Consider the following 2,177-nt stretch of genomic DNA (forward strand, 5'->3'; position numbering starts at 1 on the left):
ACACTCCTGCCGAATCGGACATACAGGTGCCGGTTGTCGCCTGTGTCGGAAGTTCACCGAGACCGGCGGGCAACCGGGACAGCACGAGTCGCCACCGAAGATCGCATTCGGTACTTACCGTCGCCCCACCACCGGCTGAACATGCGCCGAATCCTTCTGATACGGAAGGTACCAGCGCATGAACGTTGCCGGATCGCCTCGCCTCCGACAGTGTTCGCCGCTAGATGAGCGTCCGGTTTCGATCGCGGAACCGACGCCGGAATTCCGGCAGATACTGCGACGGCGCGACCGAGGACGACGAACGTTCCAGCACGCCGTCGTCGGCCAGATAGAAGATCGCCCGGCCGGTCGCTATCTCGCCCGGCGCCACCGGGGCGAACACCATCCAGCCCCCGTCCACTCGGTCCGCGCGCAGATCCGCCACCGGGTATCCGGAGGTATCCGCACCGCTGTCGGTGAGGTAGCTGCGGACCCGGTCGATCGCCTGCTGCTCCGGGAGCGGTTCCGCAGCGGTGACACCGCCGAGAACCAGCTGGTAGAAAGCACTGTCGATATCGAACCCGTCCGCTTCGGGAAAGACATCGGTCAACATGGCACGCGTGACGGTGCCGGATTCCGCAGCGGCGACAAAGGTTTCGATCGCCGCCCGCCGCTCGTCGGACGGGTCCGTGTCCAGGACCAGGCCGGTCACGATCCGGACCACGGTCGCCGCATCCCAGACACCCGGGACCGCGGCAGCGACGGCCTCCGGCGCCGGGGATTCACCCCGGTACCAGCGGCTGCCGTCCCACCAGTAGCAGAAGGTGAGTTGTCCCGTGGCGGACCGATCGTTGAGTACCGGGCCCGCGACCCATTCCGGCGCACCGCGGAACACCGCCGGTAGCGACGCTTCACCGTTGTAGGCCGCGTCCAATTCCGGAGCGTTCCACACCCCGCCCGACAGCACGGCGCGACCCCCCGGCAGCGAATGCAAGGTGCTCCCGCTTCGGCTCGCGCCCTCGAACCAGCGCAGCCCCGGGGTGAGACGGGGGCCCCACTCCGACCGGACCGCGACGAACGCCGCGCACAGGGCGGCCCAGCGAGCAGCCATCACCGGAAACGGGGGCAGGCCCGCGACCGGGTCGCCGCTGACACCGGCCGACCGGTCCGCGGCAGCCCGGACCGCCGCCACCGACGGAGATCGCTGCTGACGATCTCCATGGAAAAGGTAGGCGGCCAGCCACACGGGAAGGGTCGCGCGGGGAAACGCCTCCAGATCGGCGCGGTAGATCTCGGGCGCGAACAGCTGGTCGTCGGGGAAGGGCTGGTCGCCGTAGTCGTGGTCGACTTCGATCTGCCCCGAGCTGGTCAACGTGAGCAGCAACCGCCACCACGGCCCGTCGCCCAGTCGAGCGGACAATTGCCGGTGCTCGCGGACCAGGGCCAGCACCTGTGGTGTCGGGGTCCAGCGCACCGCGCGCTGCTGCGCGTCGGAAAAAATGGCGAAACCGATATCGGCCACGACCGTCGAGGCGAAAACCGCGTCCACCCGCTGCCACCCCTCGGGCGCGACCGCACCCAGCTCCCGGGCGACCTGGTGCATGAGAGCACGGGCCTGCTCGGCGACATCCTGTTCCGAAACGGCCGGGGTCAGGGTGAAGCCGACATCGGGGTCGGTCTCCGTGGCCGGGTCCGGTGCCGCCGTCCCCGGTTGCGCCGGGCCACCGGGCGCTCCCGGGGAATCGTCACCGGCCACGGCGGTGCCTGGTACCTCTTCTGATTTCGTCACTTCGGCAGCTCTCCTCGTACCGGTCTCGCTCGGTCCGCATCCGCAATCCGGACGCGGCGCTCAGTCCTCGCCGCGGCGCATTTCCTCGAACTGACGGATCAGTTCCTCCCGATGCCGACGGGCGTTGGAGCCGTCGAGCTGGCCGGCGAACGCGGCGCGGGCAGCGTCGACGAGTTCGCCGGTGACCTCCGGGTAGGCCCGGGCGATATCCCACAGCGCCTCCTCGGTCTCGATGTCGAGACCGGTCTCGGTACGCAAACCGCCCCCGTTACGCACCGATTCGAGCATTTCGGCAAAGTTCTCCCGCAACTCGTCCTCGGTCGGATGGTCGATACGCATATGCTCCGCGCTCCTCACTGATGTCCTCATATGTGCTCCGGAAACCGCACAGCCGTTCCGCCCCCACCGA

Annotated in this window: 2 protein-coding genes; both read right to left on the bottom strand. The window is 68.6% G+C overall.

Going from position 1 to position 2,177, the window contains the following annotated elements; all coding sequences use genetic code 11:
* Nucleotides 1–220: 220 nt before the first annotated feature.
* The gene (locus IU448_RS10165; protein WP_324188561.1) at nucleotides 221–1,768 is read right to left on the bottom strand and encodes a hypothetical protein; all 1,548 of its coding nucleotides are present in this window, start codon (nucleotides 1,766–1,768) and stop codon (nucleotides 221–223) included.
* A gap of 60 nt (nucleotides 1,769–1,828) precedes the next feature.
* Nucleotides 1,829–2,107: a hypothetical protein gene (locus IU448_RS10170; RefSeq protein ID WP_195055346.1), complete on the bottom strand. Its 279-nt coding sequence runs from the start codon at nucleotides 2,105–2,107 to the stop codon at nucleotides 1,829–1,831.
* Between the last annotated feature and the right edge of the window lie 70 nt (nucleotides 2,108–2,177).

It is taken from the genome of Nocardia flavorosea (assembly GCF_015477805.1).
GTDB lineage: Bacteria > Actinomycetota > Actinomycetes > Mycobacteriales > Mycobacteriaceae > Nocardia > Nocardia flavorosea_A.